The following is a 5,500-nucleotide window of genomic DNA, read 5'->3' as shown; positions in this document are numbered from 1 at the left end:
GGTTGACGCAGCATGGCTATCCCAATGCCGTGCTGGAAGAGGTCACGGCCGATGAAGTGGCGGCCGCCCATGTCGAAGGGAGGGTCGCGGCATGAACACGCCTGCTCTCCAAGCAAAGCAGCTTCCACCCCTGAAGGTTCAGGGGTGGAGTTTGGCCGCAGCGCCGATGACATGCCGGTTGCCCGTGTCGGCGATCTCGTTTTCGCCACGGTGCCGGGACGTGACGGCCAGCATTTTCTCGCGAGTGCCTGGCGCGTGTCACGGCCGTCTTCCGAGCTCAAGCGCTACGACTTCTACTCGCATCATGGCGCCGTTACGGATGAGGCGGAATTTCGGGCACGGATGTTCGAACAGGCGGAGCACGTCCCGAGACCTCTGGGCGCTCGCCCGGCAGACTGTCCGGATGAGCTGCTCCACCCCATGGGGACCGTCGCAGGGCGCCACCGTCTACGCGGAGGGTATCGTATCTCACACCACGGCCGGGCATGGCGGGTTCAAGTTGTCCAACGATCGCAACGGCAAAATCCATGTGATGCTTCGTTGCGCCGGTGGTTGGTACGACGAAGGTGCCGCGTGGGCCGCGGTTGGCCTCGCCTATCCGGAACACCTTTACGAGATACGAGCGCAAGTCCGCCGATCGGACGATCCGGGATTTCTTGCCCGATGCCTGGGAATCGATTTTCGGCCAAATCCCACGAGAAGGATCGCCGCGCCTTTGAGCGCGAGCATGCCGGCGACTGGATCGTCATCTCCGCGCTACGCTCAGATCACCAACCCGGCATGACCGAAGTTATCGCCACGATTGGTGGCGTGCGTGCCGTCCACGCGGAAGAGCGCCGCTTCTTTGTGCCAAGCGACGAGTACGAGGTCGGCCGATTTGGCTTCGTCATCAATACCGCGCGACATGCTGGCCATGACGGACCGTCGTCGTTCATCAGTTGGCAGCCGCGGGTGACCAGTCCATGAATCCGGTCAGTTCTCGCGTTCTTCTGTTCCGCATTGAGGCGGCGCGGCGAGAGACGCGCCACCATCTCGATTGCATTCACCGGCACAACACGGGCCGGGCGAACGCATAGCGGTTACCGAGAAGGCGAAAGCCCGCTCGCACCGCCGGGGCGGGTCGCGGTGGACGCGCTCCGACGAGTTGCTGTTTCACGATCACGTCGAGCGGCGAACGGAAATCGCTGCCCTGGCTCGCAAACTCCAACGTCAGGAGCGGGCGATCGCCACCATGCGTATGTGCTCGGCGATGATGTGGGCAATGCGGCGGCGTGAGCCCCGGCCGGATGGGGCTTTCGTGGCGGCTGATCCGAGCGGGAGGAAGGGAGGCGGGGGCTATCGGTCGCAGTGGTTTCTGTCCTTCGGGGTTTCTGAGTCATAGCCCGACCCCTGCCGGCCCGCCCTTCGTTTTCGCTGCGGTCTGAACCGGCGGCCGGTCGTTTCAAGGCCGCTGGCGCGCCGCGGAGCGGCCGGTGCAGCCTCCCTCGCAAAACGGCTCCGCGCCCTTCGCAGGGCTTTACCCCGCTTGTTCGCAAACCCGTTTCGCTCGTCCGGCCGTCCCGGACCTGTGAAAGCGCCCGTCCTCAACCGATTCCTGTCGACCGCATCGAAGGGCAGACCGGCAGGGGCCGGAGCCGCTTCGGTGAAAACCACGAAAGGAAGATCCCATGTCCAAGCCCGCAACCAATCGACCTGCCGCCCGCGTCGTGCCGCTCCGCAAGGGCGCCACCCTTGAAATGGTCAGGCTCACATGCCCGGACACCGCCCAGGCAATGCTGATCGCCGAGAGTTTCGGGACCGCGGGGGTCGACAGCGACGGCATCCGTGAACTCCACGAGCGCCTGATCATTGAGACCGCCGATAGCCTCTCGGACGGTCTCGGTGAGAAGGCGATGCAGATCCATCTCCAGCGTATCGTCGGTGCCTATGTCGGCTCGGCGCACGGCGCCGGCCAGTTCTACAGTCGAGCAATCTCCGAAGCCCGAGACGCAACCGCCAAATCGGCAAACGATGCCCGCGACGAGGATCTCGATGGCCCGGTCGGTTACGACAGCGCCGCCCAGCGCAAACGCGAATTCGCCGCCGACATGGGCATACAGTCCCACGCGTTGCGGATGGCCGCCGAGGGCGCAGTCGCAGCTTACAGCCACGTCATCGGCGAAGCCTGGAAGCCCTTCGACCGCCCGGTCGAAAACCTGGGCCAGTCGCTCGACCGCAAGGCGGCCGAGGCACAGATGGCGGCTCTCGGTTGAGCCGCTTGTCGCGCGGAGAGCTTCGGCTTCACCATCTCTTCCCTCTTTGACCTTTAGGCCGGTTCCTTTCGGACCGGCCTTTTTCCATGTCACGAAAGAAGAGAAGGAAGAACACGGACCCCGCCCGGCACGCGTCCCGTCCCGCTCGGCGGTCCTGCAGGAGCCGGCGCCTGCCGCAACGGCTTTGCCGTCCTTCACTCCGTTACGGCCGTTCCGGTGCGGCCGGCCTCCTGATCGCTCCTGCTTTCGGACCTCCGCGACGGGGCCGCGATGGCGCGGCCTCCAAAACGGAGGATAATGACATGAGCAGGAAAGCCGAAGGCGAACGCGCCGACATCTATGCGCGGATCACGGATAGGATCGTCGCAGATCTTGAAAAGGGTGTGAAGCCTTGGATGAAACCCTGGCACGCGGCCAACACCAATGGCCGGATCACCCTGCCGCTGCGCCACAACGGCCAGCCGTATTCGGGCATGAACATTCTCTTGTTATGGTCGGAGGGAATGGCGCGGGGGTTCACTTCCCCCATGTGGATGACCTTCAAGCAGGCGCTTGAACTGGGGGCGGCGGTGCGAAAGGGCGAGACCGGTTCGACGGTCGTCTTCGCCAGCCGGTTCACCAAGTCCGAGGCGGACGGCAGTGGTGGAGAAGTCGATCGAGAAATCCCATTCTTGAAGGCTTACACAGTGTTCAACATCGAGCAGATCGACGGACTGCCCGAACACTATCGTCTCCCACCGACCCCGGTGCTCGATGCGATCGAGCACATCGAGCACGCCGATTGCTTTTTCCGCAACACGGGCGCTGTCATCCGCCATGGTGGAGCGCAGGCCTATTATTCCCCTATCACGGACCACATCCAGATGCCGCCGTTCGAAACGTTCCGCGACGCGGCGTCCTACGTGGCCACGCTCAGTCACGAAAGTTGCCATTGGACTGCGCGCCCCGATCGCGTCGATCGCGATCTTAGCCGCTATGCGAAGGACAAGACCGAACGCGCCCGCGAGGAGCTGATTGCGGAGCTCGGGAGTTGCTTCCTATGCGCCGATCTCGGGATCGCACCGGAGCTGGAGCCACGGCCGGACCATGCGTCTTATCTCGGCTCGTGGCTGAAGGTTCTATCTGACGACAAGCGGGCTATCTTCCAAGCTGCGGCGCATGCCCAGCGTGCTGTCAGCTTCCTGCACGGTCTCCAGCCCGTTCAGGCCGACGAGAGAGCGGCCGCGTAGGAGACGTCAAGGTCGGTCGTTGTCACCCGCAACGGCCGACAGCTCTTTCGGCGCTCTCTCCGCGAGCGCGTGCTCATCGGACGTGAGGTCCAGCCTCCCCCAGATCGATGGTTTCCGATCGTTGGCTTTCAGCTTTAGGGACTGCTTGATTTCGACGGTAAACGGCTTTGTCTGCTGACGCATAGATCCTCCAGGCGACGAATCGCGGCCCGACAATATTGCGTTGATGAGAGGAGACAACTGCCCGGACGGCCGAGTTTGTCGCATCCGAAGCCGACCCTATGCTTTAGAGACAGAGGAACGGCTTCGCGGCCGGGCTGTTCTGCCGGGGCAACGCACGGCGAGGGCCATGACCAAGTTCCTTCCACCGCTGTCATAGGCCACGCCCTCCGCGGGCTCGATGAGGCATGTCTGATCGGAGACCGGCTTCGCCTCAATCGTTCTCCCGCAACGGCCGTCCGCAACTTTCTCCCCCTGCGAACTGTGTTCGCATTCCTCGCGCGACAACAAAGTTTCTCCGGCCGCCCTCCATTTCATTKCGGCCTTTCAGGTGCGGTCCGATCGCCCCCGATCCTTGCGACAGCCATCGAGGCCGCGAAGGGCGCGGCCCGAAACAACCGAAAGGAACAGACAATGGCTACCATCGGCACCTTCACCTCCACCGAAAGCGGCTTCACCGGCTCGATCCGCACCCTCGCACTCAACGTCAAGGCCCGCATCGCCCGCATCGAAAACCCCTCCGACAAGGGTCCGCACTTCCGTATCTACGCCGGCAATGTCGAGCTGGGTGCCGCCTGGCAGAAGCGCTYCAGCGAGASCGACCGCGACTAYCTCTCGGTCAAGCTGGACGAYCCRAGCTTCCCRGCKCCGATCTACGCAACGCTCWCCGAGRTCGAAGGCGAGGACGGCTACCARCTGATCTGGTCCCGCCCCAACCGGGATTGAGGTCCCACCAAGGCCCCGCCGCCTAAGGCGGGGCCAACAGGCCGCTTTGAGAAAGCAGGCGACGGGCGTCGAGCCCGTTTCCAGCTTTTTGGGTGCCGTACGGAGAGGTGGGGTCTGCTCATATCAAGCCAATCGTGCCGTGGAGCCGGGCCAGCCTCAAGGACGAGCGGTCCCCCCAAAATGCTTGGCGCATTTCGGCTCCTCCACTCACCGCCGCTGGCGGTCGCATGCGCGATCCTTGACCCTGACCCACCGCCACGCCGGCGGGCGTCATCTTTCTCAAACATCAAGGAGATGACGATGATCGAACAACAAATCGAAGAACTGCGCGCCGAGCTGAACGCTTGCATCGAGCCCGCCGAGCGTCGCGAGATCGAAGCCGAGCTCGAAATCGCCCAGGCCGAGCTGATCATGATGCTTGGCGAACAGGATGGTTCCATCGACGCCGAGCCGCCCTTCTGAGGGCGGCATACCACCAGCACTGGGGGGACCGCCGGCATCCAGGATCCCGAGAGGGGCGATCCGCTGCGACTCTCCTTTCGATCTACCGTCATCGACATCGGGGATGCTGCATCCCGTCCGTCGCCCGCAACCAGCTGGCGCCAGAATTTTCCCCGCCGTATTGCGGCTCCTCGCGTGCTAAATTCTGGCGCCGGCAGGTCCTTCACTCTCGTTTCGTCCTTTCAGGTGCGTCCCTCCTTGTCCGCCATGCGGCCTATCCCCGCGATATCGGCATTTCGAAAGGAGAAAATACCGTGCAACAGCTCGCTCAGTTCCTCACCGCCACCGGCCGTCGGCTCCGCACCCTCGGCAAGGTGATCTGTCACTACTTCCGCAAGGGGAAACTCGGCCTGAAACTGGCCATCAAGATTCCGTTCTTCGTGAGATCGAGGCGTCGTTCGAGACCGACTGGAACCGGCGCGAATGACGCGCCATCAGGGGACCGCTTCGGCGGCCCCCTGTTTCGCTACTCGAGCGATCGGAGACGATTGGGGTCAGCTTTGGAAATATCGCAGAGTGGCTCGTGGCCGATAGCCGCGAGCACGTTTTTGTTTGACCAGGTCGAGGAACAAC

Annotated in this window: 6 protein-coding genes and 1 pseudogene; 6 read left to right on the top strand and 1 reads right to left on the bottom strand. The window is 63.3% G+C overall.

From position 1 onward, the window contains the following. The first annotated feature begins 69 nt into the window (after positions 1 to 69). From AC1D1Z_RS33445 to AC1D1Z_RS33435, 3 genes and pseudogenes are all read left to right on the top strand, one after another. Positions 70 to 966: pseudogene (locus tag AC1D1Z_RS33445) on the top strand (DUF7007 domain-containing protein). 701 nt (positions 967 to 1,667) lie between these two features. Beyond that, on the top strand, positions 1,668 to 2,252 hold the full coding sequence (locus tag AC1D1Z_RS33440) for a hypothetical protein (protein WP_130806914.1): 585 nt from the start codon (positions 1,668 to 1,670) through the stop codon (positions 2,250 to 2,252). Positions 2,253 to 2,554: 302 nt separating this feature from the next. Then, positions 2,555 to 3,481: an ArdC family protein gene (locus AC1D1Z_RS33435; protein ID WP_130806916.1), complete on the top strand. Its 927-nt coding sequence runs from the start codon at positions 2,555 to 2,557 to the stop codon at positions 3,479 to 3,481. Positions 3,482 to 3,487: 6 nt separating this feature from the next. Here the strand turns inward: AC1D1Z_RS33435 and AC1D1Z_RS33430 are convergent, their stop codons facing one another. After that, on the bottom strand, positions 3,488 to 3,664 hold the full coding sequence (locus AC1D1Z_RS33430) for a hypothetical protein (RefSeq protein WP_165447342.1): 177 nt from the start codon (positions 3,662 to 3,664) through the stop codon (positions 3,488 to 3,490). Positions 3,665 to 4,114: 450 nt separating this feature from the next. Here AC1D1Z_RS33430 and AC1D1Z_RS33425 point away from each other — a divergent pair, with 450 nt between their 5' ends. The 3 genes from AC1D1Z_RS33425 to AC1D1Z_RS33415 all read left to right on the top strand — a co-directional run. Further along, positions 4,115 to 4,426, top strand: a complete 312-nt coding sequence (locus tag AC1D1Z_RS33425) for a DUF736 domain-containing protein (RefSeq protein WP_477853129.1) — start codon at positions 4,115 to 4,117, stop codon at positions 4,424 to 4,426. 300 nt (positions 4,427 to 4,726) lie between these two features. Continuing rightward, complete coding sequence (locus tag AC1D1Z_RS33420) at positions 4,727 to 4,888, top strand: hypothetical protein (protein WP_018516739.1); 162 nt, start codon at positions 4,727 to 4,729, stop codon at positions 4,886 to 4,888. Positions 4,889 to 5,181: 293 nt separating this feature from the next. Next, positions 5,182 to 5,500: hypothetical protein (locus AC1D1Z_RS33415; protein ID WP_477853127.1), on the top strand; the 319-nt coding region annotated here is incomplete at its 3' end.

The sequence above is a fragment of the Rhizobium sp. P1_E1 genome, assembly GCF_056406015.1.
The sequence above is the reverse complement of the archived record's forward strand: the minus strand, read 5'-3'. Positions and strand labels throughout refer to the sequence as shown.

Bases quoted from the DNA above. Each gene is read 5' to 3' on its own strand.
- AC1D1Z_RS33440 (WP_130806914.1), top strand. From the start codon at position 1,668: ATGTCCAAGCCCGCAACCAATCGACCTGCCGCCCGCGTCGTGCCGCTC.
- AC1D1Z_RS33420 (WP_018516739.1), top strand. From the start codon at position 4,727: ATGATCGAACAACAAATCGAAGAACTGCGCGCCGAGCTGAACGCTTGC.
- AC1D1Z_RS33435 (WP_130806916.1), top strand. From the start codon at position 2,555: ATGAGCAGGAAAGCCGAAGGCGAACGCGCCGACATCTATGCGCGGATC.
- AC1D1Z_RS33430 (WP_165447342.1), bottom strand. From the start codon at position 3,664: ATGCGTCAGCAGACAAAGCCGTTTACCGTCGAAATCAAGCAGTCCCTA.